Source organism: Kitasatospora sp. NPDC087861 (assembly GCF_044742585.1).
In the GTDB taxonomy this organism is placed as follows: Bacteria; Actinomycetota; Actinomycetes; order Streptomycetales; family Streptomycetaceae; genus Kitasatospora.
On the sequence record NZ_JBIUUS010000017.1, the window covers coordinates 128,919 to 152,992 of the forward strand.

At 70.1% G+C, this 24,074-nt stretch carries 26 protein-coding genes and 1 pseudogene; 14 read left to right on the top strand and 13 right to left on the bottom strand.

The window, feature by feature from the left end; translation table 11 throughout:
• Positions 1–236 precede the first annotated feature (236 nt).
• Complete coding sequence (locus ACIOJE_RS23995) at positions 237–1,568, top strand: MFS transporter (RefSeq protein WP_280678063.1); 1,332 nt, start codon at positions 237–239, stop codon at positions 1,566–1,568.
• Positions 1,569–1,633: 65 nt separating this feature from the next.
• Here the strand turns inward: ACIOJE_RS23995 and ACIOJE_RS24000 are convergent, their stop codons facing one another.
• The 3 genes from ACIOJE_RS24000 to ACIOJE_RS24010 all read right to left on the bottom strand — a co-directional run bounded on the left by ACIOJE_RS24000 (position 1,634) and on the right by ACIOJE_RS24010 (position 4,261).
• Positions 1,634–2,278: a Uma2 family endonuclease gene (locus ACIOJE_RS24000; RefSeq protein ID WP_400778693.1), complete on the bottom strand. Its 645-nt coding sequence runs from the start codon at positions 2,276–2,278 to the stop codon at positions 1,634–1,636.
• A 110-nt stretch (positions 2,279–2,388) separates the two neighbouring features.
• Complete coding sequence (locus ACIOJE_RS24005; RefSeq protein ID WP_400778695.1) at positions 2,389–2,937, bottom strand: GNAT family N-acetyltransferase; 549 nt, start codon at positions 2,935–2,937, stop codon at positions 2,389–2,391.
• A 16-nt stretch (positions 2,938–2,953) separates the two neighbouring features.
• On the bottom strand, positions 2,954–4,261 hold the full coding sequence (locus tag ACIOJE_RS24010; RefSeq protein ID WP_400778697.1) for a hypothetical protein: 1,308 nt from the start codon (positions 4,259–4,261) through the stop codon (positions 2,954–2,956).
• 127 nt (positions 4,262–4,388) lie between these two features.
• Here ACIOJE_RS24010 and ACIOJE_RS24015 point away from each other — a divergent pair, with 127 nt between their 5' ends.
• From ACIOJE_RS24015 to ACIOJE_RS24065, 11 genes and pseudogenes are all read left to right on the top strand, one after another.
• A complete protein-coding gene (locus ACIOJE_RS24015; RefSeq protein WP_400778699.1) occupies positions 4,389–4,550 on the top strand; it encodes a hypothetical protein in 162 nt (53 codons plus the stop codon).
• 90 nt (positions 4,551–4,640) lie between these two features.
• Complete coding sequence (locus ACIOJE_RS24020; RefSeq protein ID WP_400778701.1) at positions 4,641–5,165, top strand: ATP-binding protein; 525 nt, start codon at positions 4,641–4,643, stop codon at positions 5,163–5,165.
• 95 nt (positions 5,166–5,260) lie between these two features.
• Positions 5,261–6,037, top strand: coding sequence for an NUDIX hydrolase (locus ACIOJE_RS24025; RefSeq protein WP_400778703.1), 777 nt, complete (start codon positions 5,261–5,263; stop codon positions 6,035–6,037).
• The gene (locus tag ACIOJE_RS24030; protein ID WP_400778705.1) at positions 6,030–6,827 is read left to right on the top strand and encodes a 2-keto-4-pentenoate hydratase; all 798 of its coding nucleotides are present in this window, start codon (positions 6,030–6,032) and stop codon (positions 6,825–6,827) included. Before ACIOJE_RS24025 ends, ACIOJE_RS24030 begins: the two co-directional genes overlap by 8 nt.
• Before the next feature lie 46 nt (positions 6,828–6,873).
• Positions 6,874–7,761, top strand: coding sequence for an acetylating acetaldehyde dehydrogenase (locus ACIOJE_RS24035; RefSeq protein ID WP_400778707.1), 888 nt, complete (start codon positions 6,874–6,876; stop codon positions 7,759–7,761).
• A pseudogene (gene dmpG, locus ACIOJE_RS24040) lies at positions 7,761–8,756 on the top strand (4-hydroxy-2-oxovalerate aldolase); the annotation flags it as partial. The gene ACIOJE_RS24035 and the pseudogene dmpG, both read left to right, overlap by 1 nt.
• A gap of 57 nt (positions 8,757–8,813) precedes the next feature.
• On the top strand, positions 8,814–9,020 hold the full coding sequence (locus tag ACIOJE_RS24045; protein ID WP_400778791.1) for an acyl carrier protein: 207 nt from the start codon (positions 8,814–8,816) through the stop codon (positions 9,018–9,020).
• Positions 9,021–9,025: 5 nt separating this feature from the next.
• Positions 9,026–9,910 (top strand): HpcH/HpaI aldolase/citrate lyase family protein, encoded by an 885-nt coding sequence (locus tag ACIOJE_RS24050; protein ID WP_400778709.1) that lies wholly within the window; start codon positions 9,026–9,028, stop codon positions 9,908–9,910.
• Positions 9,907–10,437, top strand: coding sequence for a MaoC family dehydratase (locus tag ACIOJE_RS24055; RefSeq protein WP_400778711.1), 531 nt, complete (start codon positions 9,907–9,909; stop codon positions 10,435–10,437). The genes ACIOJE_RS24050 and ACIOJE_RS24055 overlap by 4 nt, the downstream gene beginning before the upstream one ends.
• A gap of 14 nt (positions 10,438–10,451) precedes the next feature.
• Positions 10,452–11,624 (top strand): enhanced intracellular survival protein Eis, encoded by a 1,173-nt coding sequence (gene eis, locus ACIOJE_RS24060; protein ID WP_400778713.1) that lies wholly within the window; start codon positions 10,452–10,454, stop codon positions 11,622–11,624.
• A gap of 153 nt (positions 11,625–11,777) precedes the next feature.
• Positions 11,778–12,749, top strand: coding sequence for a hypothetical protein (locus ACIOJE_RS24065; RefSeq protein WP_400778715.1), 972 nt, complete (start codon positions 11,778–11,780; stop codon positions 12,747–12,749).
• Between the two features lie 90 nt (positions 12,750–12,839).
• Here the strand turns inward: ACIOJE_RS24065 and ACIOJE_RS24070 are convergent, their stop codons facing one another.
• Genes ACIOJE_RS24070 through ACIOJE_RS24105 form a run of 8 tightly spaced genes read right to left on the bottom strand, consistent with a single transcriptional unit; the run spans position 12,840 to position 19,642 of the window.
• Positions 12,840–13,229 carry a metal-sulfur cluster assembly factor gene (locus ACIOJE_RS24070; RefSeq protein ID WP_280678054.1) on the bottom strand — a complete coding sequence of 130 codons (390 nt, stop codon included), beginning with the start codon at positions 13,227–13,229 and terminating at the stop codon, positions 12,840–12,842.
• Positions 13,230–13,250: 21 nt separating this feature from the next.
• Positions 13,251–13,703, bottom strand: a complete 453-nt coding sequence (sufU, locus tag ACIOJE_RS24075; protein WP_280678052.1) for a Fe-S cluster assembly sulfur transfer protein SufU — start codon at positions 13,701–13,703, stop codon at positions 13,251–13,253.
• Positions 13,704–13,719: 16 nt separating this feature from the next.
• A complete protein-coding gene (locus tag ACIOJE_RS24080; protein ID WP_400778792.1) occupies positions 13,720–14,967 on the bottom strand; it encodes a cysteine desulfurase in 1,248 nt (415 codons plus the stop codon).
• 23 nt (positions 14,968–14,990) lie between these two features.
• Positions 14,991–15,755: a Fe-S cluster assembly ATPase SufC gene (gene sufC / locus ACIOJE_RS24085; RefSeq protein WP_280678048.1), complete on the bottom strand. Its 765-nt coding sequence runs from the start codon at positions 15,753–15,755 to the stop codon at positions 14,991–14,993.
• A gap of 6 nt (positions 15,756–15,761) precedes the next feature.
• Complete coding sequence (locus ACIOJE_RS24090) at positions 15,762–16,079, bottom strand: bifunctional 3-phenylpropionate/cinnamic acid dioxygenase ferredoxin subunit (RefSeq protein ID WP_280678046.1); 318 nt, start codon at positions 16,077–16,079, stop codon at positions 15,762–15,764.
• Positions 16,080–16,084: 5 nt separating this feature from the next.
• Complete coding sequence (gene sufD, locus ACIOJE_RS24095; protein WP_400778718.1) at positions 16,085–17,317, bottom strand: Fe-S cluster assembly protein SufD; 1,233 nt, start codon at positions 17,315–17,317, stop codon at positions 16,085–16,087.
• A 57-nt stretch (positions 17,318–17,374) separates the two neighbouring features.
• Complete coding sequence (gene sufB, locus ACIOJE_RS24100; RefSeq protein WP_280678042.1) at positions 17,375–18,790, bottom strand: Fe-S cluster assembly protein SufB; 1,416 nt, start codon at positions 18,788–18,790, stop codon at positions 17,375–17,377.
• 9 nt (positions 18,791–18,799) lie between these two features.
• A complete protein-coding gene (locus ACIOJE_RS24105; protein ID WP_280678327.1) occupies positions 18,800–19,642 on the bottom strand; it encodes a metalloregulator ArsR/SmtB family transcription factor in 843 nt (280 codons plus the stop codon).
• 164 nt (positions 19,643–19,806) lie between these two features.
• Between ACIOJE_RS24105 and ACIOJE_RS24110 the strand changes: the two genes are divergently transcribed.
• Both ACIOJE_RS24110 and ACIOJE_RS24115 read left to right on the top strand, forming a co-directional pair.
• Positions 19,807–20,733: an ABC transporter ATP-binding protein gene (locus ACIOJE_RS24110; RefSeq protein WP_400778721.1), complete on the top strand. Its 927-nt coding sequence runs from the start codon at positions 19,807–19,809 to the stop codon at positions 20,731–20,733.
• Positions 20,734–20,807: 74 nt separating this feature from the next.
• Complete coding sequence (locus ACIOJE_RS24115) at positions 20,808–21,527, top strand: ABC transporter permease (RefSeq protein ID WP_400778793.1); 720 nt, start codon at positions 20,808–20,810, stop codon at positions 21,525–21,527.
• Between the two features lie 91 nt (positions 21,528–21,618).
• Here the strand turns inward: ACIOJE_RS24115 and ACIOJE_RS24120 are convergent, their stop codons facing one another.
• The gene (locus ACIOJE_RS24120) at positions 21,619–22,332 is read right to left on the bottom strand and encodes an LAETG motif-containing sortase-dependent surface protein (RefSeq protein WP_400778723.1); all 714 of its coding nucleotides are present in this window, start codon (positions 22,330–22,332) and stop codon (positions 21,619–21,621) included.
• Between the two features lie 300 nt (positions 22,333–22,632).
• A complete protein-coding gene (locus tag ACIOJE_RS24125) occupies positions 22,633–23,982 on the bottom strand; it encodes a choice-of-anchor A family protein (protein ID WP_400778725.1) in 1,350 nt (449 codons plus the stop codon).
• Positions 23,983–24,074 lie beyond the last annotated feature (92 nt).

The following is a 24,074-nucleotide window of genomic DNA, read 5'->3' on the forward strand; positions in this document are numbered from 1 at the left end:
CGCAACCGTGCGCCCACCCCTTATCCTTCGACTCGGTACCGTGCACACCCCGTACGGGCCATCGGGCAACGAAGCCCTTCGCCCTCCCCGCCCGACCCCGGGCAGGAGGGGCCCACTTCAGCTCACCCGCTCCACCAGGGAGCCCCGCACCGCGGCCACCACCACAGCGCCTCAGGACGGGCGCGCCGGCACACCCAGCCGACCCCGGTGGTGCCCGGCTACAGGAGACCCCTGCCATGGCGGACCTCTCCCCCGCCGGCTCCGGCCTGCGCACCGCGCAGCTCGACGGACGCCGACTGTCGGAGGCCCTGCTTCCCCTGGAGCTCGCGCCGCGTGCCCAGCTCCAGCTCGCCGCGATCAGCCGCTGGAACGCCCTGCGGGGCGTCCGCGTCGGCCTGGTCGCCGCCGCCCTGCTGTTCATGCTCATCGGCGCCAATCTGGCGACGCCGATCTACCCGCTCCTCCAACAGCGCCTCGGCCTCGGCCCGCTCGACACCACGATCCTCTTCACGATCTACGTGTTCGCGCTGGTCCCCGTGCTCGCCGTGGTCGGCCACTGGTCCGACCACCTGGGCCGACGCGCCCTGATCCTGCCCGCCGTCGCGCTGGCGGCCATCGGCGACGTCGTGTTCGCCACCTCCGGCAGCTTCTGGCAGCTCGCCGCCGGCCGGGCCGTCCAGGGCATCGCCGTCGGCCTGTCCACCGGCGCCGCCGGGGCCGCCCTCGGCGACCTGCTGCCCGACCACCCGACGCTCGCCGCCAAGCTCACCCTGGCCTGCTCCGCCGGCGGCGTCGCGCTCGGCCCGGTGGTCGGCGCCCTGCTCGCCAACGGCGCGGACCCGCTGCTGACGCCCTTCCTGCTGCACGCCATCGCCCTGCTGGCGCTCTGCGTTCCGCTGGCCCTCGTCCACCCGCGGATGCCCGGCCGCAACCGCCCGCCGACCACCCCGCCCCGCATCACCACCCCGGCCCACCTGCGCCCGCGCCGACTCGCTCTGCCGCGCACCGGCCGCCGCGAGTTCCTGCTCGCCGCCTCGGCCGGCTTCATCTCGTACGCGGTGTTCGGTGTCTACCTGGCGCTCGCCCCGGCCTTCTCCGCCAAGCTGCTGCACACCTCCTCGCACCTGACCGGCGCGATCGTGGCCGCCCTGCTGCTCGGCTCGTCCGCGCTGGCCCAGCTGCTCGTCCCGCCCACCTCCGACCGCCTGGTCATCGCCCTCGGCATGACCGGCCTGGCCGCCGGCCTGGCCCTGGTCGTCGCCGCCCAGTACACCGAGACCCCGGCACTGCTGTTCATCGGCAGCGTCCTCGGCGGCATCTGCCAGGGTGTGGCCTTCCGCTCCCTCTTCACCACCGCCGTCGCCGCGATGGACCCGGAACGCCGCGGCTCCGAGCTGAGCTCCCTGTGGATCATCGTCTACCTCGGCAGCTCCCTCCCCATCGTCGCCGTCGGCGCCCTGGTCCAGCACTACGGCCTCCTCCCCGCCGTCAGCGGCTTCGCCGCCCTAGCCGCCACCCTCTGCGCGGCCCTGGCGATAGCCGTCGCCCGCAAGCCCAAGCAGGCCTGACCACCCCAGAAACACCGCCGCCCGGGACGAGGATTCGTCCCGGGCGGCGGCGTTCTCACCCCGGCCTACGCCCAGGGCTTCCATTTGCCGGTACCGATCTCAACGTCAAAGGGGTTCGGCAACCGAACGGTCTCACCGAACTTCCACTCCCCCAACACCTCGTACGTCCCCTCAGTCTTGTTCGGCACACCGAACAAGGTGACACCGGGCTGCCGTGGATCGCGATCCACCAGCAGGTAGTACGGCACACCCGCCCGCGCATACCCGCTCCATTTGGTGGGCTTACCGGATACCGGGCGCCGGTCATTGTGTGCGTTGGGATGCGCAGTGACCTCAGCCACCAAGCCGATCTCGCTTGGACTGAGATATCGATCTTCTGCCCTTGCCAACAGATCCACCTCAGCGGTCACCACAATGAGGTCGGAGCAGTAGCCATCCCCGATCTCCGCGAGATCGACGCCGACATGCTGCACCATCTGCCACGGGAAACCTCCACCCCCGAGTTCGGCGCGGAACAGCCATTCATGAATATCCCTGAGCATCAGGGCGTGGTTCACCGGCGGATATGGCGTCACAACGAACTCCCCACCGATCACCTCAACCCGCAGCACTTCGGGCAGCCCCAGCCGTTCGTCGAGCTCGCCCCGAACCCAGAGCGCGTAGGGCGATTCGGGCAAGGTCCACTGCCCGAACGCAACAAAAGACGACATAGCCCCACCTTGGCTGCCCGCTGGCGCACATACCGCTGCCGCGCAAAACTTTTCCCCCGAAGGGGAGGATTGCGCGGCAGCAGGTTGACGAAAGGCCCGCCGTCCGACGATCAGCAGATGGGGCGGAACATCGAGTCGTAGCGGGGCGCGTCCGGGAACGGCTGCATGGTGCCCATCCACCGGTAGCCCCACCGTTCATACAGAGCCCGCACCCTTGGGTGCTCCTCCTCGACCAAAAGGTGCGAACGCTCCTCGATGCGGTGGGACAGCAGTTCGTCGTGCAGAATGCGGGCGATCCCGCTCCCGCGCCACGGGGAGCGGACCATCACCTCACACAAGGCGAAGGTGCGGGTGTCGGTCTCCGCGAGGTCCTCGGCTGGCACCGGAGTGACCAGGCCGTTCCACCGGTACGAGGTTGTACGGGCGAAACCGTAGGCGTAGCCGACCGGCTCACCACCGACTTCGCCGAACGCGCAGCCCCAGCGTGGGGCGGCGGCGTGGGAGTGGAGGCGCTGGGTGAACCGTTCGATCGAGAAGAACGGATCGCTGGCGGCCTCTGCTGCGTAGACCTCGGCGTACACCGCGATGAGCCGCTGCTCGATGGCGGGCGAGTCCTCCGCGGTGCAGTAGGTGACTGTGAGCATTGTGGCGGCGTCCACGGGCGGCTGCTTCCTGTCAGGCGGTGTACATCGAGGCATAGCGTTCTACGAATGCTTTGGCCTCGGGAAGGTTGGCACCGGCCAGCTTGGAGCTGAAGCGGCCCAGACGTACGGCCCAGCGGGGGCAGTTGACCGACTTGTACAGGTCGAGTGCCTGGTGCCCGGTGGCGGTGGCCTGTTCGGGTCGGCCGGCCGCGAGGTGACACTCAGAGAGATGGACGAGCTTGGCGAAGCGGTTACGGCGAAAGCGCGGGTCGAGCAAGGCCATCCCCTGCTCTTCCTGATAGGCGGCTCTGTCGGGTTGGGCGAGATCCATGTGGGCCATGGCGGCGGCACCGAGAACTTCTCCGGGGCCAACGAAGGCAAGCCAGGCTGGTGGGGTGCTGGCGGCCCGGTCGAGGCAGATCTCGGCGCGGGCGAGGGCGCCCGCGCAGCGGGAGCTCTCGCCGGAGGCGGCATAGCCGAGGGCCATGCGACCGTGCAGGAGAGCGCTGAGGCGGTGGTCACGGCCTTTGCGGGTTACCTCCAGAGCGGCGCGGGCAATGGTGACGGTCTCCATGGCACGACCGAGTTCCCAGGACTGGCGGGACATGTAGGACCAGATGCGGGCCTGGAGCATGCGGTCGCCCGCCAACAGGCCCGCGCGCAGACCGGCATCGAAGTTGTGGGCGGCGCGCGGATGGTCACCGCTGTCGAAGGCGAACCACCCGGCGGACGCGTGGAGTTCGCCGATGACCTGGTAGAGGGCTTTCTCCACGTTCGGCCCGTACAGGCAACGGGCCATTGCGCCCTCGATCTGGCGGACGTAGTTCTCGGCGACGTCGGCGAGTTGCTCGCCGCCGTAGGCGTCATCGACGGCGTGAAGCTGGTCGATGCTCTCGCGGATCCGGCCGACATCGCTCATCCCGATGCGGCCAGCGGCCGGAAGCGGGGCGAAGGCGAAGCTGAGCAGGTTGCCGGTGGCGGCGAGGGCGAAGTCACGGCGGAGCATGGTGGATGACTCCTGGAGATCGGCGGGACGGTCTGGGAGGGGCGTGGATCCGGCTTCCAGAGTGGCCAGCTGCCGCGATCTGGAGCCGGTGAGTGCGAAGCCGAGCTGTTCGGCCGGCACCTTGAAGACCGTTATCAGCGCCGTGAGGTAGTGCAGGTGCGGGGTGCCTGACTCGCCTGCGAGCCAGCGTCGAATCTGTCGGTCGGTGGCGTTGCCAGGGCGCCCAAACAGGGATTCCTCGGCTGTGTTGATGGCATCGGCGAGCTTACGGGCGCTCAGCCCGTACTCGTTCATCAACGCCTTCAGGGCCAGGTTCGGATGGACTTCGGCCATGGCGCTCCTCGGTTCCGTACCGGTGACCGTACTCGGCTTGGCCAGCCAGTCAACACGGCACCACCTCAACGAAAAACGTCCGGGGCTGGGGTCGTGATGCTCCCGGAAACGTCCTATCTCATGATGCGTGATCACACGTTTACTTACTGTCATCAGCGCCCAGCCCGCCTCCAGGACACCCCTGGAGGCCCGCCTGAGAGGAATGTCCGCGATGAGCAACTCCGGCAACGAGAACGAGAGCGGCAACCAGCACGAGAACGACGGCGGGAACGAGAACCACGCCGAGTAGTCCCACCGACGTCCTGCCGGGGCGCCCGGGCGCCTCGGCAGGCACCTCCGCACCACCCAACCAGCAACTCCGAAGGCCGAAGGTGTACAGGTGATCGAGCAAAAGCCCCCCAAGCACCCGATGGGGACAAGCTGGGCTCGCTGGAGCGTGGACAGTCGCCAGCCCGATGCCGTGCCACGAGTTCGCGGCCACATCCTGGCCAATCTCGCCTGCTGGGGGATGCGCCCTGATGACGAGCAGCCTTTCACCGTCGGCCTGGTAGCCACCGAGCTCGTCACCAACGCCATCCGTTACGGCAATCCGCTCCTCGACCTGGTCGACGTCCTGATGTGGACCGACGACGGCACAGTGACCATCGTCGTGCACGACAGCACCCCGACCGGCCCCACCGAGACCGTGGCCGGAGAGGACGACGAGTCCGGACGAGGCCTGGCCTTGACCCGGGCATGCGCTCGGCAATCCGGCTGGTGCCGCCAGGAAGGCGGCAAGCGCGTCTGGGCGATCATCGGGCCCGACCCATTGACCGCAGCCAACACGTCTCCTGAACCCCTGGTTTCCGCCCGCGTTCCCACAGTGGGCACACCGGACGGACGGAAGTCGGTACCGGCCGCGTGAGCCCACGGCACGCGGCCGACATCACCACCTGAGCCCCGAAACCACCGTTGAGCAGAAGGAAGGACCTTGATGCATCGGAGTCCCGGAAAGGAACGATGGCGTTGAAGATGTCACAGCCCCTACCCAGCAAGGAATTTCACACTATCCAGATCATGGAAGCACGGCACCTTCGACTGGTCGAGACACCCGCTCCGCAGCTCTCCGCCGAGCATCAGTCGGCCATGGACCACATTTGGGAGAACGCCGTCCGTGCCAACCCGTCCCTGTTCGACGGCCCCGCCGTGGTGTGCACGGCGCTGGCGTGGGAGGACAAGGGCGTGCTGTGCTTTTCCTGGGCGCGAACCACCTACCGGTCCTTCGCCTTGCGTCGAGTTCCCGGCGCGCCCGCCGTGTCGTCCGTGTTCGTGACCGTCGCGCAGCCGACCGACGATGGCCGGCTGGTCGTGGGACGCATGTCGCCATCGACGGCGGCCCCGGGCCGGTGGCAGTTCCCCGGCGGCAACGTAGAACCGCCGACCGCAGGCCGGACGCTGGACGAGAACGAGCTGCGCCGCCAGGCCGGCAAGGAGCTGGCCGAGGAGATCGGCGTGCACGTGGCACCCGAGGATCTGACGCTGTGGACGGTCACGCGCGGCGAGCACGGCAACATCGGCGTGCACTTCCAGGCGCCGCCGCTGCCCGCGGAGGTCCTGCGCAAGCAGTTCGAGGCCCTGACCGAGTCGGAGGCGACAAACGGCCGCACACCGGAACTTGAGTGGATCACCGCCGTGGACCGCACTGGCGTCGAAGGGCTGGAGGGCCCGCTCGCGGACTACCTGGAGACGCTTCTCGCCCAGCACAGCCCTCGGACCGCCGGGAGGTCCGATGAGTGACCCCGGCCACGCCCTCGCGTGGGGCATCGAAGCCGCTCAAGAGCTGCGGTCGGCCGAACTGTCTGGCCTGGCCACGGTTCCCCTATCAAGGGCCTATCCCGGCCTGACGCTGGAACAGGCATACCGGATCCAGGCGGTGGCGATCGGCCACCGTCTGGCTGACGGCGCCCAGCCCCTCGGGCACAAGATCGGCCTCACCTCACTGGCCATGCAGCAACAGATGGGTGTGAGCGAGCCGGACTCCGGAATCCTCCTGGAAGACATGCAGGTCGCCTGCGGCGGCTACCTGCGCACGAGCACGCTGCTCGCCCCGCGCGTCGAGGCGGAGATCGCTTTCCGGCTCGGCCACGACCTGGACGGCCCCGCCGTCGACGGCCAGACAGCCCGAGCCGCCGTGGCCGAGGTGTTCCTCGCACTCGAAATCATCGACACCCGATACGGGGACTGGGGGATCACGCTGGAGGACAGCGTGGCCGACAACGCCTCCGCCGCTCGATTCGCCATCGGGACGGCCATCCCCTACAACGCCGGCATGGACCTCGGTGCCGTGTCCGTCGCGGTCCTGGCCAACGACGTGCTGACCGCCGGCGGCCACGGCCGCGATGTCCTCGGCGACCCGATGAACGCCCTGGTATGGCTCGCACGCCGCCTGCACAGCCTCGGCGCAGGCCTGCGCGCCGGAGACATCGTGTTGCCCGGCTCGGTCCACGCCAGTATCCCCCTGCGCCCTGGTACGGCGGTTGAGGCATCGTCGCCGTGCCTTCCCGTCGTGTGGTTCCGCGCCATCTGACCAGCCGTCTCCCGCACGCCCCACTCAACGCTCTTTTGGAGCAACCATGCCCCTGACCAACAGGCTCAACGTCGCCGTCCTCGGGGCCGGCCTGATCGGCATCGACCTGCTGGACAAGATCCACCGCTCGCCCTCACTCGACTGCCGTCTCGTCGTCGGCCGCAACACCCAGACCGTCGGACTGACGCGAGCCGCCGAGATGGGCTACCCGACCACGGCCGGCGGCATCGCCGCGCTCATGGAGTCCGACACCGCCTTCGACATGGTCTTCGACGCCTCGAACGCCGACTCCCATGCCGAGCACTGGCGGCACCTGGAGCCCACCGGGGCCACGCTCGTGGACCTCACCCCGAGCAACCTCGGCACGCTGACCGTCCCCACCGTCAACGGGGCCGACGCGCTGACCGAGCACCACATCAGCCTGATCAGCTGCGGCGGCCAGGCCGCCATTCCGGTCCTCCACGCCATCGCCCAACACCGCACACCCCACTACGTCGAGGTGGTCTCCACCGGCGCCAGCCGAAGCGCGGGCCGGGCGACCCGTCTGAACCTGGACGAGTACATCGCCACCACCCGGGACGCCGTGTGTGTCTTCACCGGCACGCCCCGGGCCAAGGTCCTCGTCAACATCACGCCGGCCACGCCGCCGCCCCCGTTCCGCGTCACGATGACCGCGCTGGCCGCCGACATCGACCTATACACCGTGCACCACCTGATCGCTGCTGCTGTCGACCGCGTCCAGGCCTACCTGCCCGGCTACAGCGTGGCCCGCATCGAGGCCTCCCCCGAGCGGGTCACCGCCACCGTCGAGGTCATCGCGCCCGGCCACCGCCTGCCTGCCTACGCCGGAAACCTGGAAATCATCAACGCGGCAGCGATCTACCTGGCCCGGATGCACGCCGACGCTCAGGTCTCCGAAGGAGCGCGCCCGTGATGACGAACCGCCCCCGCGTGGTGATCCACGACCCGACCCTGCGCGACGGCCACCATGCCGTACGCCACCAGCTCGACCGCGAACAGCTGGCCGCCTATGCCGCAGCCGCCGACCGAGCCGGGGTGCCCGTCATCGAGGTCGGCCACGGGAACGGCCTCGGAGCCTCGTCCCTGCAGATCGGCCTGGCCAAGCTGAGCGACACCGAGATGCTCGCCACCGTACGCGGAGTCCTCATCTCTGCCCGCATGGGCGTCTTCATGGGCCCCGGCTGGGGAACCAGCGACGACCTGCGTCTGGCCGTCAGCCACGGAGCCCAGGTCTTCCGCATCGCCGCGCACTGCACCGAAGCCGACGTCACCGAACGCCACCTCGGGTTCCTGGCCGAGTGGGGCCTGGAAGCCCAGGGCGTCCTGCTGATGAGCCACATGGCCACTACCGGCCAACTCGTCGAGCAGTGCGCGCTCATGGCGCGCTACGGCGCCAAGGCCGTCGGGATCTACGACTCCGCCGGCCACTATCTCCCGGCGGACGTGGCCGAGCGCATCACCGCGATCACCCAGGCCGTCACCGTCCCGGTGGTCTTCCACGGGCACAACAACCTCACCATGGCCACGGCGAACTCGATCGCCGCCGTCCAGGCCGGGGCGACGATCATCGACGCCTGCGCCCGCGGCTTCGGCGCCGGGGCCGGCAACACTCAGATCGAGGCCTTGGTGCCGGTCCTGGAACGCCTCGGCTACGCCACCGGCATCGACCAGCAGGACCTCTTCGCCGCCGCCGATCTCGCCGAACAGCAACTGATGAAAGCCCCGCCCTGCACTGACTCCGTGGCGGTGATGAGCGGCCAGGCCGGGGTGTTCTCCGGCTTCAAGGACCGCGTCCTCGACGTTGCCGCCCGCGAGGGCATCCATCCCGGCGTCCTATTCGCCGAGCTCGGCCGCCGCCAGGCCGTCGCCGGTCAGGAAGACCTGATCCCGCAAGCCGCCATGTACCTCAAGGAGGAGACCGTGACCGACACCGCGCCGATGGAGATCGACCCCGGGCTGAAGGACATGCTGGTCCGCGAGCTGCGCGTGGATCCCGGAGCGATGGACCCGGGCGCGACGCTGGAGGCGCTCGGGCTGGACTCCCTCTCCGTGGTCGAGCTGTCCGTGATGCTGTCCGAGCACCTCGGCGTCCGGGTCACCGAGGACCAGATCCACGACGTGCGCACGCTGGCGGGCCTGAGCCGCTTCGTCCTGTCGCACCGTACGAGGTGACCGCGGTGACTACACCCCGCCTCGGACCGGTGTGGTTCATGACCCCCGGCACGCGCCCGGACCGGTACGCCGCTGCGACAACGTTCGGCGCCGACGTCGCCCTGGTGGACCTGGAGGACTCGGTCGCCCCAGACGCCAAGGAGCAAGCCCGGCAGGACGCCTGGAGATTCTTCGACCGCCCAGAGGCCGGGTCGTGCACGCTCGGCATCCGCGTCAACGCGCTCGGCACCCTGGACGGCGTGAAGGACCTCGCGGCCATCGCCGCCTACCGGCACCAACCCGCCGTCGTGCTGATCCCCAAGACCGAGTCTGCCCGGGACGTCGCCATGGTGGCCGGCATCCTCGACACCGTCGTCTACAACCCGTTCCTGTTCGCACTGATCGAGACCCCGCGCGCCATCGCAGACCTGCCCGCGATCGTGGCCGCGCCGCGCCTGGCCGGTGCGGTCTTCGGGTCCGCCGACTACGCCGCCCTACTCGGTACCGGCACGGCAACCAACTGGGAGCCGATGCTCCACGCCCGGCACACCGTGGCCAACGTCTGCTCCGCCGCCGGGCTCCTGGCCATCGACACCCCCTTCTTCGCCATCGACGACCCCGACGGCCTCAGGGAGGAGGCCCAACGGGCCAAGGCGATCGGTTTCCACGGCAAGGGCGCCATCCATCCGCGCCAGATCGCCACCATCACGGCCGTGTTCCAGCCCAGCGCGGCAGAGATCGCCGAGGCCCGCGCGATCGTCGCCGCCGCCGAGCACAGCGCCCGCCACATCACCTCCGTCAACGGGCAGATGCGTGGCAGGCCGTTCTTCGCCAAGGCCCGCGCGTTGCTCGACCGCCTCGGCGAGCAGACCGCCCAGGAGCAGCAGGCACGACAGGAGCAAGCGCGGTGAGTGTCACGATCCCCCTCGGCTTTCGGCAGGTCGGCAGGAATCGCATCCGTGAGGTCATCGGCTTCGGCTACGACGACATCACCGAGGGCCTGGTCATCGAGCATCGCCCCGGCCGCACTGTCACTGACGCCGACAACGCCCTGATCACCACCCTCAGCGGCAACCAGGCGCCGATCCACACCGACGCCGTCTACGCCTCCCACACCGAGTGGGGCCGGATCCTGGTGTGCAGCGCCGTCACCCTGGCGATCGTGGGCGGGATGACCGCACGCTGCGTCAGCGGCCTGACGACTGCCAACCTCGGCATGGACGACGTGCGGTTCCTGAACCCGGTGTTCGTCGGGGACACCCTCTACGCCGAAACCGAGATCACCAGCAAGCGCCCCTCACTCAGCCGCCCGCACCAGGGCGTCGTCACCTGCCGCACCACCGGCGTGAACCAGGGCCAGCAACCGGTGCTCACCTTCAGCCGAGCGTTTCTCGTGCCGATCGACCCCGGCCCGATCCGGGCCCTCACCAACTACTAGGAGGCCGCCGCACCGTGGACGACGACATCTCCTTCATCGAGGCCGACGACGGGCTGATCGCGGAGTACGACGCGATGGCCGAACGCAGCTACGGCCACACCATCGGCGACATCGCGCACCTGCGCGGCCGCGCGGACATCCGGGTCGCGATCCGGGCCGGCAACGTCGTGGCCGGCGGACTCGGGCTCCTCGTCCCGCAGTTCTTCGGAGGTGCCCCGGTGCCCAGTGCATGCCTCGCCGCGGGCAGCGTCGCTCCTGAGGCCCGCGGCGGCCGACTGTCCGAGCGGATGGTCGCCGAACGGCTACGCCCGCTCCGCGCGCAGGGCGCGGTGATCTCCACCATCTCCACGGTCTCCAACGGCTACGCCCGACGCATGGGCTGGCAGGCCCCCGTGTCAGTGTTCTCCTGGACAATGCGCACCGACGAGCTCAAACGCAGCTTCGCCGCCGGGGGCTTCCGCATCGAGCACGGTCTCACCAAGGACGCCCTGGACCTTCAGCAGGAACTTGCCCGGCCCTGGAACGGGCCTGTGCGGCGCCCCAACTGGTGGTCGGCCTGGAAGGCGGCCAAGGACCGTCTCACCACCTACCGCTTCAACCAGCCTGATCAGCCAACCGCCGGCTGGTTGTCCCTCTCGACCAACCGCCGCGACCAGCACGGCGTGGACCTCACCGTCCACGACTTCTGGGCTTCCAACGAGGACTGCGCCGCTGCGATGCTCGCTTTCCTCGGCCGACACGACAGCCGTGCCGAAACCATCCGGTTCCGCCGAGGCACCCTGCCGCCGTACCCGGTGCTGCTGCACAACCTCCACCGGCACCGCGTCACCGCCGACGCCTGGCACCCGTGGATGCTGCGCGTCCTCGACCTGCAAGGTGCGATTCGGCTGCGTGGTTGGCCAGCGGACATCGACGTTGAGATCCCGGTCGAAATCGCCACGGCCGGCAGCACAGCGCCGCGCCGCTACCTGCTCCGGATCTGCGCCGGGTCCGCCGACATCACCCCCACCCGGGATCAAGGCCACGTGACATTCACCGACGGCCAGTTCGCGGCCTGGTACGCCGGGGGCTACCGCAGCCCCGCTGCAGCCCGACTGTCTGGTGTCCGAGCGCGCACAGGCGATTCCCTCGTGGCGCTCCTGCGGCTCACGGCTGACGCGGAGCCCTGGCTGCCCGACCACTTCTGACCCGCAGTCATATGCACTGCTCTGGCGCCGGATGCCACAAAAGGCCTCACGCTGCGTCAAGTGCCGTGGTACGTTCCGTACTCGAACAGAAAATAGGCGACCCCGGCGGTGCTCGAACACCCCGGGGTCAGGCAACAGGAGCAGAAACTCCCGATGCGCGTCCATCGTAGCGCCCACGTGCGCAACTTCACCGTGCTGCCCAACGCCGCACTCCAGTGCCGGCGACTGTCCTACACCGCCCGCGGCCTGCTCGCGGATCTCCTCTCCCGTCCCGACGGCTGGCGCGAGGACGGCCGGCACATGGCCGACACGAGTCCGCAGGGGCGCGGCGCGATCCGCAAGGCCCTCAAGGAGCTCACCGCCGCCGGTTTCTACCGCGTCGAGAAGATCCGCATGCCCGACGGCACGATCCGCAGCGAGGCCCACGTCTACGACACCCCACGGCCTTCCACTCCGAGTGCCACCCCTCCGGCGCCCGGTGAAGCGGCAACCGGCGCTGCTGGCGGCCCTGTTGTAAAGAACCGGCAGGAAGGAACCTCCCTCCCCGCGAATCCCGCCGACGGGAAAAGCCCGGGCGGAGGGGAGGGAACTCCCGGGAACGCCCGAACGTCAACTGCCGTGCCGGATGAACAGGTCCGCGAAGCAGCGGCCACCCTGTTCCGTGTGATCCGGCCCGAACCCCGCCTGCGCCTGGGCCAGGCCGAAGCGCAGGCGCTGGCGCCCCTGGTCGCGCAGTGGCTGGAACGCGGCAGCACCCAGGCCGACTTGGCCCAGGCCCTGCTGCCGGGCTTGCCCGTCCCGGTGCACTCGGCGGCGGCAGTGCTCCGCTACCGCCTGGAGCACAAGATGCCTCCCTCACGCCCGCAGGAGCGGCCCCCGGAAGCCCGCTACTCCGAGTGCGCCAAGTGCCACGACCCGGTACCCCGGCCGGGCATCTGCCGCGCCTGCGCGGGCCTCGGAAGACGAACTGTCGCGGTCGGGGGCGGGGCTTCCGTGGCGGCCAGAGGTGCCGCACGCGCACGCGCAGCCCTCCTGTCGGCCGGGGCGCCGTTCCCCGGCTCTCGCCCCGGCTCCCACCCCGGTTCTCGCCCCGGCTCTCGCCCCGGCGAGGCCATCGCCCACTGAGGCGCAGATACCGCAGATACACCGCTGCCGCGCGAACCCTTCCCCCGAAGGAAGAATCGCGCGGCAGCGGGTTGACCGAAAGGCCGTCCGTCAGACGTTGAAGCCGAGTGCGCGGAGCTGCTCGCGGCCGTCGTCGGTGATCTTGTCGGGGCCCCACGGCGGCATCCAGACCCAGTTGATGCGCAGGTCCTGGACCAGGCCGTCGGTGGCGGTCTTGGCCTGGTCCTCGATGACGTCGGTCAGCGGGCAGGCCGCCGAGGTGAGCGTCATGTCGATGGTGGCCACGTCGGACTCGTCGATGTGGATGCCGTAGATCAGGCCCAGGTTGACGACGTCGATGCCCAGTTCGGGGTCGACGACGTCCATCAGGGCCTCGGTCAGGTCCTCGACGGACACGGTGCCGGCGGTGGTGCCGACGATGTTGAGCTGGCCGGTGTCCTCCGCGACGGGGGACGCGGCGTCGGTGGTGTTGTCACTCATGGTCTGTCCTCCTTCGCGGATTCAGTCGTTCACGGCGGGGTTCTGGGCGAGCGCCTTGGCGGTGGCGTCCTTCCAGGCCATCCAGCTGAGCAGCGCGCACTTGACCCGGGCCGGGTACTTGGAGACGCCGGCGAACGCAACTGCGTCCTCCAGCACCTCCTCGTCGCCCTCGCCCTGGCCCTTGCTCTGCATCAGCTCCAGGAAGGCTTCCTGGACGGCCTGCGCCTCGCCGACGGTCTTGCCCACGACCAGGTCGTTCAGCACCGAGGCGCTGGCCTGGCTGATCGAGCAGCCCTGGGACTCGTACGAGACGTCGGCGACCGTCGAGCCGTCGAGCCGCACCCGCAGGGTGATCTCGTCACCGCAGGTCGGGTTGACGTGGTGCACCTCGGCGTCGCCGTCCCGCAGCCCCTTGCCGTGGGGGTTGCGGTAGTGGTCCAGGATGATGTCCTGGTACATCGAGTCGAGCTTCATGTCCTGCCCTGTCCCGTCAGCCGAAGAAGTTCCGGACGTGGTGCAGGCCGTCGATCAGCGCGTCGACCTCGCCCGGCGTCGAGTACAGGTAGAACGACGCCCGCGTGGTCGCCGGAATTCCGTACCGCAGGCAGACCGGCCGCGCGCAGTGGTGGCCGACGCGCACCGCGATGCCCTGCTCGTCCAGCACCTGGCCCACGTCGTGCGGGTGGATGTCGCCGAGGGTGAAGGAGATCGCGGCGCCGCGGTCGACGGCCGTGCGTGGGCCGATGATCCGCAGGTCCGGGATCTCCAGCAGGCGCTCGACCGCGTACGCGGTGATCGCGTGCTCGTGCGCGGCGATCTTCTCCATGCCGATGCCCGACAGGTAGTCGATGGCCGCGCCGAGCCCGACCGCCTGGGCGATCGGCGGGGTGCCGGCCTCGAACTTGTGCGGCGCCGGGGCGTAGGTGGACGAGCCCATGGTGACGGTCTCGATCATCTCGCCGCCGCCGAGGAACGGCGGGAGGTCCTCCAGCAGCTCCTGGCGGCCCCAGAGCACGCCGATGCCGGTCGGGGCGAGCATCTTGTGGCCGGTGAAGGCGACGAAGTCGGCCTCCAGCGCCTGGACGTCCAGCACCATGTGCGGGGCGGCCTGCGAGGCGTCGATGACGACCAGCGCGCCGACCGACTGGGCCTTGCGGACGATGGTCTCGACCGGGTTGATGGTGCCGAGCAGGTTGGAGACCAGGGTGAAGGACACCACCTTGGTCTTCTCGGTGATCAGCTCGTCGATGTTGGAGAGGTCGAGCCGGCCCTCGTCGGTGAGCCCGAACCACTTCAGCTTCGCGCCGGTGCGCTGCGACAGCAGCTGCCACGGGACGATGTTGGAGTGGTGCTCCATCTCCGTGATGACGATCTCGGAGTCCGCGTCCACCCGGTACGGCTCGTCGGCCCAACCGAGCATGTTGGCCACGAGGTTGAGCGACTCGGAGGCGTTCTTGGTGAAGATCACCTCGTTGCGGCTGGGCGCGTTGACGAAGTCCGCGACCTTGTCCCGGGCGCCCTCGTAGAGCGCCGTGGCCTCTTCGGCGAGCACGTGCACGCCGCGGTGGACGTTGGCGTTGTGCCGCTCGTAGTAGGCGGTCAGCGCCTCCAGTACCTGGCGCGGCTTCTGCGAGGTGGCCGCGTTGTCCAGGTAGACGAGCGGCTTGTCGTCGTGCAGCAGGCGCTGCAGAACGGGAAAGTCCTTGCGAATCGCATCGGTGTCGAGCAGACCCGTCAGGGACGCCGACTCATGGGCATGGGTCACTCGGAAGCGCCACCCTTCACGTACGCCTCGTAGCCCTCGTTCTCCAGCTTGTCGGCCAGCTCCGCGCCGCCGGACTCGACGATGCGGCCGCCCGCGAAGACGTGGACGTAGTCGGGCTTGATGTACCGCAGGATGCGGGTGTAGTGGGTCACCAGCAGGGTGCCGACCTCGCCGGTCGAGCGAACCCGGTTGATGCCCTCGGAGACGATCCGCAGCGCGTCGACGTCCAGGCCGGAGTCGGTCTCGTCGAGGATAGCGATCTTCGGCTTGAGGAGCTCCAGCTGGAGGATCTCGTGGCGCTTCTTCTCACCGCCGGAGAAGCCCTCGTTCACGTTGCGCTCGGCGAAGGCCGGGTCCATCTGGAGGGCGGCCATCGCCTCCTTGACCTCCTTCACCCACAGGCGCAGCTTGGGGGCCTCGCCGCGGACGGCGGTGGCGGCGGTGCGCAGGAAGTTGCTCACCGAGACGCCCGGGACCTCGACCGGGTACTGCATGGCCAGGAAGACGCCGGCCTTGGCCCGCTCGTCGACGGACATCTCCAGGACGTTCTCGCCGTCCAGCAGCACCGAGCCGCTGGTGACGGTGTACTTGGGGTGGCCGGCCAGCGAGTAGGCCAGGGTGGACTTGCCGGAGCCGTTCGGACCCATGATGGCGTGGGTCTCGCCCTGCTTCACGGTCAGGTCGACGCCCTTCAGGATCTCGCGCGGGCCGGTCTCGGCGTCGACGGAGACGTGCAGGTCGCGGATTTCAAGGGTTGCCATGTGTACTCAGGACTCCTGGTTGACGGAGACGAGCACATCGTCCCCTTCGATCTTTACGGGGTAGACAGCGACCGGCTTGGTGGCGGGCAGGCCGGAGGGCTTGCCGGTGCGCAGGTCGAAGCTGGAGCCGTGCAGCCAGCACTCGATCATGCAGTCCTCGACCTCGCCCTCGGAGAGCGAGACGTTCGCGTGCGAGCAGATGTCGTTGATCGCGAACACCCCCTCGTCGGTGCGGACGATCGAGACCGGCACGCCGTTGAGGTCCACGCGCTTGGGGACGTCCTCCTGGAGGTCGCTCAGCGCGCAGGCACGGAGGAAGGTCATCGGGATCAGACCGCCGCTTCCAGCTCGGCCTCGATCTTCTCCATCAGGTGGTCCTGGATCTCGGCGACGCCGATCTGCTGGACCAGCTCGGCGAAGAAGCCGCGCACCACCAGGCGGCGGGCCTCGTCGGCCGGGATGCCGCGGGCCTGCAGGTAGAAGAGCTGCTCGTCGTCGAAACGGCCGGTCGCGGAGGCGTGACCGGCGCCGACGATCTCGCCGGTCTCGATCTCCAGGTTGGGGATCGAGTCGACCCGGGCGCCGTCGGTGAGCACCAGGTTGCGGTTGTGCTCGTAGGTGTCGGTGCCCTCGGCGGCGGCGCGGATCAGCACGTCGCCGACCCAGACGGCGTGCGCGTCCTGGCCCTGCAGCGCGCCCTTGTAGACCACGTTGGAGCGGCAGTGCGGGGTGTCGTGGTCGATGACCAGACGGTGCTCCAGGTGCTGGCCGGCGTCGGCGAAGTAGAGGCCGAACAGCTCGGCCTCGCCGCCGGGCGCGGCGTAGTTGACCCGCGGGTGGATCCGGACCAGGTCGCCGCCGAAGGTGACGACCACGGACTTGAACGAGGCGTCCCGGCCGACCAGCGCGGTCTGCTGGGCAGCGTGCACCGCGTCGCGCTCCCAGTCCTGGACCGAGACGAAGGTGAGCTTCGCGCCGTCGCCGATCAGCAGCTCGACGTTGGCGGCCCGGGTGCCGGTGCCGGTGTGGTTGATCACCACGACGGCCTCGGCGAACGGCTTGACATCGATCACCACGTGGGCGAAGCGGGTGCCGCCCTCGCCGTGCACGTCGATCTTCACCGGCTCGGTGAGCACCGTCTCCTTGGGGACGGTGACCACGAGCGCCTGCTCGAAGGCGCTGAACGCCTGCGCGGCGACCCGGTCGACCGGCGTGCCGGCCTTGCCCAGGCGGGCGTCGTCGCGGCCGACCGTCTCGGCGGTGACGCCGCCCGGCAGGCTCAGCTCGACCTTGTCCTCGCCCTTCGCGGCGCTGACGGCCGAGCCGTCGTGCAGGCCGCCGAGGCGGTGCAGCGGGGTGAAGCGCCAGTCCTCCTCGCGGCCGGTGGGCACCGGGAAGTCGTTCACGTCGAACGAGGGCTTGACCGCGACGCGGGCGTCGATCGGCTGCTGGACGGTGGCGCGGCCGGTGCCGGGGCCGGCGAGCTGCGCGCCGGCGCCGGCGGTGCCGACCTCGATCGAACCGGCGGTCGTGGAGCCGGTGGGGGTGTTGACGTCAGCCATGGCTGTCGTGGTGCTCTCTTCCTCAAAAGTGCGGACTGGACTGCGTGCGGCCGTTGGTCAGCCGACGGAGCCCTCCATCTGCAGCTCGATCAGCCGGTTCAGCTCCAGCGCGTACTCCATCGGCAGCTCGCGCGCGATCGGCTCGACGAAGCCGCGGACGATCATCGCCATCGCCTCGAACTCGGTCATGCCCCGGCTCATCAGGTAGAAGAGCTGGTCCTCGCTGACCTTGGAGACCGTCGCCTCGTGACCCATCGACACGTCGTCCTCGCGGACGTCCACGTACGGGTAGGTGTCCGAGCGGGAGATGGTGTCGACCAGCAGGGCGTCGCAGAGCACGTTGGACTTGGCGCCCTTGGAGCCCTCGCCGATCTCGATCAGACCGCGGTAGGAGGTGCGGCCGCCGCCTCGCGCCACCGACTTGGAGACGATGTTGGAGGAGGTGTTCGGCGCCATGTGCACCATCTTGGCGCCGGCGTCCTGGTGCTGGCCCTCGCCGGCGAAGGCGATCGACAGGGTCTCGCCCTTGGCGTGCTCGCCCATCAGGTAGACGGCCGGGTACTTCATGGTCACCTTGGAGCCGATGTTGCCGTCGACCCACTCCATGGTCGCGCCCTCGTACGCCACGGCGCGCTTGGTGACCAGGTTGTAGACATTGTTCGACCAGTTCTGGATGGTCGTGTAGCGGCAGCGGCCGCCCTTCTTCACGATGATCTCCACGACCGCGGAGTGCAGCGAGTCGGAGGAGTAGATCGGCGCGGTGCAGCCCTCGACGTAGTGGACGTAGGCGTCCTCGTCGACGATGATCAGCGTCCGCTCGAACTGGCCCATGTTCTCGGTGTTGATCCGGAAGTAGGCCTGGAGCGGGATGTCGACGTGGACACCCTTCGGCACGTAGATGAACGAGCCGCCGGACCACACGGCGGTGTTCAGCGCGGCGAACTTGTTGTCGCCGGCCGGGATGACGGTGCCGAAGTACTCCTTGAAGATCTCCGGGTGCTCACGCAGCGCGGTGTCGGTGTCCAGGAAGATGACACCCTGCTGCTCCAGGTCCTCGCGGATCTGGTGGTAGACCACCTCGGACTCGTACTGCGCCGCGACACCGGCGACCAGGCGCTGCTTCTCCGCCTCCGGGATGCCGAGCTTGTCGTACGTCGCCTTGATGTCGGCGGGCAGGTCCTCCCAGGACTCGGCCTGCTTCTCGGTCGAACGGACGAAGTACTTGATGTTGTCGAAGTCGATGCCCGAGAGGTCCGAGCCCCAGGTCGGCATGGGCTTCTTGCCGAACAGCTTCAGGCCCTTGAGACGCAGGTTGAGCATCCACTCGGACTCGCTCTTCTTCGCGGAGATGTCGCGGACGACGTCTTCGCTGAGCCCGCGCTTGGCGGTGGCACCGGCGGTGTCCGGGTCCGCCCAGCCGTACTCGTAGGTGCCCAGGCCTTCGAGCTCCGGGTGCGAAACGGTGTCAGTCATGCGAGCTTCCTAACGCGCGGACGCTGAATCTTCGGTGGACGTACCGGCAGTCGGCACTGCATCGGAGTCCTGACCGGCGGGGCGCCGGGCAGGCGACGATGCGGCACCGGGTGCCGGCACATAGGTCGTGCAGACCCCGTCGCCGTGGGCGATGGTGGCCAGCCGTTGCACATGGGTGCCCAGGAGTTGCGAGAAGACCTCGGTCTCCGCCTCGCAGAGCTGGGGGAACTGCTCGGCGATGTGCGCGACCGGGCAGTGGTGCTGGCAGAGCTGGGCGCCCGCCGGGGCCTTCGCCACGGCCGGCGGGACCCGCCGCACCGTGGCAGCGTACCCGTCGGCGCTCAGCGCCTGGGCGAGCGCCTCGGTGCGCTCCCCCGCCTCGGCCAGCCGCAGGATTTCCAGGTACTTCTCGCCCTGCTTGCCGAACCGGGCCCGGGCGAAGGCGGCGACCGCCTCCTCGCCCGCCTTGCCGCCGCCGACCGAGTCGGAGATCCAGCGCAGCGCGTCGGCGGCGAGCTGGTCGTACGCCTGGTAGAAGGCGTCCCGGCCGCCGTCGGTGAGGGCGAAGACCTTGGCCGGACGGCCCCGGCCGCGGCTGCCGTAGACCCGCTGTTCGCGGGACTCGACCAGGCCTGCGGCGGCCAGCCCGTCGAGGTGGCGGCGGACGGCGGCGGCGGTGAGGCCGAGCCGGCTCGCCAGGTCGGCGGCGGAGGAGGGGCCGTGGTCGAGGATCGACCGGGCGACCCGGTCCCGGGTGGCCCGGTGGCCCTCCAGCAGCACCTCGGCCGCCGTCACGGGCACGTCCCAACCGGGGGCCGACTCGGCCTCCTGGTGCGTGGCGTGCTCGCGCATGTTTTTCACAACACCAGTGTTGCGTAATTACTTCCGACAGGACAAGCCGTGACGCAGGCCTCACTCGTGTCATCTGTCACGCAGGCAAGCCTTACCTGACCTGCGGAAACGATCATCGAGGCCGCCGTCCGGGCCGGACGTTCGCCCCTCTTAGACTCGCCGGTATGCACTCCGAACCCGCGGTGAAGATCGCCGGGCTGGTCAAGCGCTACGGCGACAAGCCCGCGGTGGACGGCCTCGACCTCACCATCGCACGCGGCGCGATCACCGCCGTCCTCGGCCCCAACGGCGCCGGCAAGACCACCACCATCGAGACCTGCGAGGGCTACCGCCGCCCCGACGCCGGCACCGTCCGCGTCCTCGGCCTCGACCCGGTCGCCCAGAACGCCGCGCTGCGCCCCCGGATCGGCGTCATGCTGCAGTCCGGCGGCGTGTACGCGGGCGCGCGCGCCGTCGAGATGCTGCGCCACACCGCCCGGCTGCACGCCCACCCGCTGGACGTCGACGCGCTGGTCGAACGACTCGGCCTCGGCTCCTGCGGCCGCACCACCTACCGGCGGCTGTCCGGCGGCCAGCAGCAGCGGCTCGCCCTGGCCATGGCCGTGGTCGGCCGCCCCGAGCTGGTCTTCCTGGACGAGCCCACCGCCGGCCTCGACCCGCAGGCCCGGCGGGCGACCTGGGAGCTGGTCCGCGACCTGCGCCGGGACGGCGTCACGGTGGTCGTCACCACCCACCACATGGACGAGGCCGAGCAGCTCGCCGACCAGGTCGCCATCGTCGACCGGGGCCGGGTGATCGCGACCGGCAGCCCCGAGGAGCTGTGCCGCGGCGGCGCCGAGAACGCCCTGTGCTTCGACGGCCCGCCCGGGCTCGACCTCGGCCCGCTGCTCAAGGAGCTGCCCGAGGGCGCCACCGCCGCCGAGACCTCCCCCGGCGGCTACCGCATCGAGGCGCCCGTCGACCCGCAGCTGGTGGCCACCGTCACCGGCTGGTGCGCGGCCTCCGGCATCCTGCCCGAACGGCTGTCCGTGCGGCGCCGCAGCCTCGAAGACGTCTTCCTCGACCTGACCGGACGGGACCTGCGCTCGTGAGCACCACTGACTACGCGCCCACGCCGGACGCCACTGACTACGCCCCCAAGCCGGGCGCCGCCCCGGTCGGCCGGATGCTGCTCGCCCAGACCGCCTTCGAGACCAGGATGCTGCTGCGCAACGGTGAGCAGCTGCTGCTCACCGTGGTCATCCCGACCGTGCTGCTGGTGCTGTTCTCGGCCGTGGACATCGTCGCGGTCGAGGGCCCGGGCAAGCGGGTCGACTTCCTGGCCCCCGGCCTGCTCGCACTGGCCGTGCTGTCCACCGCCTTCACCGGGCAGGCCATCGCCACCGGCTTCGAGCGCCGCTACGGCGTGCTGAAGCGGCTCGGCGCCAGCCCGCTCCCGCGCTGGGCGCTGCTGACCGCCAAGACCGGCTGCGTGCTGGTCACCGAGGCGCTGCAGGTCGCGCTGCTGTCGGTGATCGCGCTGGCGCTCGGCTGGTCCCCGCAGGGCAACCCGCTGACGGTCGCCGCGCTGCTGGTCCTCGGCACCGCCGCCTTCTCCGGGCTCGGCCTGCTGATGGCCGGCACGCTCAAGGCGGAGGCCACCCTGGCCGCCGCGAACCTGGTGTTCATCCTGCTGTTGCTGGCCGGCGGCGTGATCGTGCCGCTGAGCAGGTTCCCCTCGGCGGTGCAGTCGGCGCTGGAGCTGCTGCCGATCTCCGCCCTCTCGGACGGCCTGCGGTCGGTCCTGCAGCACGGGGCCTCGGTGCCCTGGTCGGACCTCGGCATCCTGGCCGGCTGGGCCGTCCTCGGCCTGGCCGCCGCGGCCCGCTTCTTCCGCTGGGAGTAGCCCTCCCGACCCCCGTACGCGAACCGCCCCCCGTACGCGAACCGCCCCCCGGCCACTTCGGCCGGGGGGCGGTCACGTGTGCCACGGAACGTCAGCTCTGGTTGCCCCGGCGCTTGCGGGCCAGCAGGACGAGCGCGCCGCCGACCAGCAGCACGCCGCCGCCGGCCGCCGCGATCATCGGGGTGGCGTCGCTGCTACCGGTCTGGGCGAGCGCCGGGCCGCTGCTGGTGGGCGACGGGACCGGGGTCGGGGTCGCGGTCTTGCTCGCGGTGGGCGAGGCCGACGGGGTCGGGGTGACCGGCGGGGTGCTCGGGGTCGGCGTCACGGTCCGCGACGGGGTCGGGGTCGGGGTGGGCGTCGGAGTCGGAGTCGGAGTCGGGGTCGGGGTCGGGGTGGGCGTCAGGGTGGGAGTGGGCGTCGGAGTCGGCGCGTGGCACGGCTCGATCGTCTTGGTCTCGTTGATGTTCCAGCCCTTTTCGTTGGGGTTCTCCGTGGTGTTCACCACGAGGTTCGCCTTGATCGGGGCCGTGTGGTCCTTCACCGGGAAGGTGCCGTGGAACTCCGCGGGGAAGGCCTTGGCGTCCAGGACCTTCTCGCCGTCGATGGTGAGGCTGACGGTGTTCTTCACGTCAGGCTTGGGGCTGTAGTTGATCAGATCGATCACGATCTTGTCGCAGGTCACCGACCAACTCGGCACGTGCGCCGAGGCGTTGGTTGCCAGCGCCAGAGGCAGGAGAATTCCGGCCGCCGCCGTCCCGGCGAGTGCCGCCGCGCCGATCCGCATGTGCCGCTGCTGTCGCGCCATTTACGCTGTTCCCCTCCGAATGGTCTTGCGCAGCAGGCATGTTGAAGGTTTCGCGGTGGCCCGCTACGACTGTCCGGGGGACTCTACCGGCACTCCCGCACCTCTCCACACCCCGCCGCACGACCGGATTTCGTCTGTTGGTCCGTCGCCTGATGTGTATGACCAGCCCATCACAGCCGCCACCTCGCAGAACGCGGATTCGGCAAACTTGAATGAACTTCGTCACCTGACTGAAAAACGTGCGCCCCCGGCGATCAGGTTCAATCACCGAGGGCGCAGCACCGGTCGACCGGCGAACAGTCAGGCCTTCCGGGCCGCCCGACGCCGGGTGGCGACCACGATCGCGCCGCCGGCCGCGAGCACCACCGCGCCGCCGATCGCCAGCGGCACCACGGGCCCGGACCCGGTGTGCGCGAGGTTGCCTCCCGCGTTCGCCTGGGCGGACGGACTCGCCGAGGGCGCGGCGGAGGCGGCCGGCACACCCGCCGAGCCGGTGGCCGACGGACTGGCGGAGGCACCCGTGCCGGGCTTGCCGCTCCCCGAGGCGGACGGCGTGGCCGAGGGGCTCGCCGAGGTCCCGGGGGTGGCCGAGGCGCCGGGCGTCCCGGGCGTGGTGGGCGTGATGGAGGCCGACGGCGTGCCGCTCGGCACCACCGGCGGCACGGTGGGCGTGGCGGACGGCGTCGGGACGACGACGCCGGGCAGGCAGCCGGCGAACGGGTAGTGGTGCGTCTCCGCGCCACCCTTGCCGGTCAGCGAGGCGGCGATCACCGAGCCATTGACCGGGCCGCCGCTGCCGAGGTCGAAGGCGGCGTTGGGCGCCAGCACGGTGCCGGCCCAGGCGGCGGCGCTGTTCTTGACCACCTTGGTCGCGGTCGGGAAGTTCCAGAGCAGCTTGGCCCGGACCGTCCCGCCCGCCGCGCTCTGGTTCTTGTCGTCCAGGACGAAGGACGCCTTGCCCTCGTCCCACAGGTGGAAGCCGGTGGTCCCGGCCGCCGCCATGTCGTAGGAGCCGCCGGTCACGTTGACCACGGTGACCGAGCCGGCCGGCACCTTGAGGTAGACGTCCTTGGCGCCCTGCAGCTTCGCGGCGTCGACGGTGAAGCTGTTGTACTTCGCGTCCCCGCCGGTGAACGTCAGCTTGGCGCCCTCGGCCTGGGCGCCGGCACCGGCGGTCTGCGGTGCGGCGGCCAGCGCGGTGGAGGCGGCGCGCAGCTTGGCGAACTCGGCCTTGAAGTCGATCGGGGAGGCGCCCTGGGCGACGGTGCCCCGGTGGGCCTGGACGACGGCGCCGTCGGCCTTGGAGCCGTAGACGCCGTTGCCCTTCATCACCTGGGTGTTGCCGCCGTTGAGCTTGCCCGCCACGACCAGGGCGTTCTTGCCGGGCAGCGCGTCGACCTCGGCGGCGGTGAGCTCCTGACCGACCGAGAAACCGCCGCCGAAGTAGGCGTTCCCGCCCACCGCGACAGCGCCCTCGGCGTCGGGGGTGTGGGTGTCGTCGCCCTCGATGAACTCGCCGTAGAGGTTGGCGACCCCGAGGCTGCGGCACTCCTGGCCGGAGTCGGCGGCGTGGGCGGCGGGGGCGATCAGGCCGGCCAGTGCGAGCGAGCCGCCGACTGCGAGCGCGGCGGCGGACGTGGATATGCGCATGTGCAGGATCTCCGCTTACGTGCGGGAGGAGTGGGAGAGGCCCGAGAAAGGTATGGACCAATCCGCACTCTTTCGGCCGAACGGGTGATTGG

Coding starts and splice junctions, on each gene's coding strand:
- ACIOJE_RS24070 (WP_280678054.1), bottom strand. CDS start 13,229: ATGAGTGACAACACCACCGACGCCGCGTCCCCCGTCGCGGAGGACACC.
- ACIOJE_RS24035 (WP_400778707.1), top strand. CDS start 6,874: ATGCCCCTGACCAACAGGCTCAACGTCGCCGTCCTCGGGGCCGGCCTG.
- ACIOJE_RS24000 (WP_400778693.1), bottom strand. CDS start 2,278: ATGTCGTCTTTTGTTGCGTTCGGGCAGTGGACCTTGCCCGAATCGCCC.
- sufB (WP_280678042.1), bottom strand. CDS start 18,790: ATGACTGACACCGTTTCGCACCCGGAGCTCGAAGGCCTGGGCACCTAC.
- ACIOJE_RS24105 (WP_280678327.1), bottom strand. CDS start 19,642: ATGCGCGAGCACGCCACGCACCAGGAGGCCGAGTCGGCCCCCGGTTGG.
- ACIOJE_RS24110 (WP_400778721.1), top strand. CDS start 19,807: ATGCACTCCGAACCCGCGGTGAAGATCGCCGGGCTGGTCAAGCGCTAC.
- ACIOJE_RS24030 (WP_400778705.1), top strand. CDS start 6,030: ATGAGTGACCCCGGCCACGCCCTCGCGTGGGGCATCGAAGCCGCTCAA.
- ACIOJE_RS24090 (WP_280678046.1), bottom strand. CDS start 16,079: ATGACCTTCCTCCGTGCCTGCGCGCTGAGCGACCTCCAGGAGGACGTC.
- ACIOJE_RS24115 (WP_400778793.1), top strand. CDS start 20,808: ATGCTGCTCGCCCAGACCGCCTTCGAGACCAGGATGCTGCTGCGCAAC.
- sufC (WP_280678048.1), bottom strand. CDS start 15,755: ATGGCAACCCTTGAAATCCGCGACCTGCACGTCTCCGTCGACGCCGAG.
- ACIOJE_RS23995 (WP_280678063.1), top strand. CDS start 237: ATGGCGGACCTCTCCCCCGCCGGCTCCGGCCTGCGCACCGCGCAGCTC.
- sufU (WP_280678052.1), bottom strand. CDS start 13,703: ATGAAGCTCGACTCGATGTACCAGGACATCATCCTGGACCACTACCGC.
- ACIOJE_RS24045 (WP_400778791.1), top strand. CDS start 8,814: ATGCTGGTCCGCGAGCTGCGCGTGGATCCCGGAGCGATGGACCCGGGC.
- ACIOJE_RS24010 (WP_400778697.1), bottom strand. CDS start 4,261: ATGGCCGAAGTCCATCCGAACCTGGCCCTGAAGGCGTTGATGAACGAG.
- ACIOJE_RS24065 (WP_400778715.1), top strand. CDS start 11,778: ATGCGCGTCCATCGTAGCGCCCACGTGCGCAACTTCACCGTGCTGCCC.
- ACIOJE_RS24120 (WP_400778723.1), bottom strand. CDS start 22,332: ATGGCGCGACAGCAGCGGCACATGCGGATCGGCGCGGCGGCACTCGCC.
- ACIOJE_RS24125 (WP_400778725.1), bottom strand. CDS start 23,982: ATGCGCATATCCACGTCCGCCGCCGCGCTCGCAGTCGGCGGCTCGCTC.
- sufD (WP_400778718.1), bottom strand. CDS start 17,317: ATGGCTGACGTCAACACCCCCACCGGCTCCACGACCGCCGGTTCGATC.
- ACIOJE_RS24025 (WP_400778703.1), top strand. CDS start 5,261: ATGGCGTTGAAGATGTCACAGCCCCTACCCAGCAAGGAATTTCACACT.